Raw genomic sequence first — 735 nt, forward strand, 5'->3', positions numbered from 1 at the left:
ACCACGTCGGCATAACCATCAGATCGGCATAATGGGTGTTATGCCGACGTCGGCATAACACCCACTACGCCGCCAACCTGATGTCGGTCTGCCCGAAGAGCTCCTAGGGCTGGGTCAAAGCCCTGCTGCACAGTGTCTACGACCAGCCCGACGCCGCTGCGGTGCACGCCCAATACGACCGGATCCTCGACGCGCTGACCGACAAACTCCCGACCGTCGCCGACCATCTCGACGCCGCCCGGGCCGACCTGCTCGCGTTCACCGCCTTCCCGAAGGAGATCTGGCGCCAGATCTGGTCGAACAATCCCAACGAGCGGTTGAACCGGGAGATCCGACGCCGCACCGACGTCGTCGGGATCTTCCCCGACCGCGACGCCATCACCCGCCTCGTCGGCGCCGTCCTCGCCGAACAACACGACGAATGGGCCGAAGGACGCCGCTACCTCGGCCTGGACGTCCTCACCCGATCCCGAACCACTACCAGGCCCGGTGACCCCGACCCGGTCGACCAGCTGGAACTGGAGGCCGTCGCGTGACCACCCGCCCGCGTGACATCTACGGGCCCGGCTTCACCCAGGCCGAATACCGACGAGCCCTCGCCGCCGGCTACGAAACCGGCTGGTGGAACGAACACGGCATCCCCGCCCCCTGGCCCGAAGACTTCCTCGACCCGCACAGCGGCTGGCAGCCATCCGGCAACCCGGAGAGCCTGCAACCCCTACAGAACGGAGACCA

Annotated in this window: 1 protein-coding gene and 1 pseudogene; both read left to right on the plus strand. The window is 66.9% G+C overall.

Translation table 11 applies throughout. The features are described 5' to 3' along the window. Window positions 1–59 precede the first annotated feature (59 nt). Window positions 60–536: pseudogene (locus tag ABD747_RS26585) on the plus strand (transposase); the annotation flags it as partial. After that, on the plus strand, window positions 533–735 hold a 203-nt coding region (locus ABD747_RS26590), incomplete at its 3' end, for a hypothetical protein (RefSeq protein WP_344810184.1). The pseudogene ABD747_RS26585 and the gene ABD747_RS26590, both read left to right, overlap by 4 nt.

The organism is Microlunatus ginsengisoli (genome assembly GCF_039537205.1).
Classification (GTDB): domain Bacteria; phylum Actinomycetota; class Actinomycetes; order Propionibacteriales; family Propionibacteriaceae; genus Microlunatus; species Microlunatus ginsengisoli.